We start from the raw sequence: 250 nt of genomic DNA, 5'->3' as shown, positions 1-250 counted from the left end.
GATGTATGACGGAGGAACGGCGTTAGCCGAAGCGGCAATGCTTGCTTCAGGACATACAAAAAAGAAAAAAATCGTCGTTTCGGAAACCGTCCATCCCGAATCGCGCGAGGTTCTAAAAACGTATGCGAAAGGACAGTACATCGATGTGGTAGAAGTCCCTTCCAAAAACGGAACAGCGGATCTTGAGGCTCTTGATGAAGCCGTCTGCGAAGATACAGCAGCAGTGATCGTCCAATATCCCAACTTTTTC

Annotated in this window: 1 protein-coding gene; it reads left to right on the top strand. The window is 48.0% G+C overall.

What is annotated here, in order from left to right:
* On the top strand, positions 1 to 250 hold a 250-nt coding region (locus tag B0E34_RS22940; protein ID WP_503327700.1), incomplete at both ends, for an aminotransferase class I/II-fold pyridoxal phosphate-dependent enzyme.

The organism is Chryseobacterium mucoviscidosis (genome assembly GCF_002177115.1).
GTDB classification, from domain to species: Bacteria; Bacteroidota; Bacteroidia; order Flavobacteriales; family Weeksellaceae; genus Chryseobacterium; species Chryseobacterium mucoviscidosis.
The sequence above is the reverse complement of the archived record's forward strand: the minus strand, read 5'-3'. Positions and strand labels throughout refer to the sequence as shown.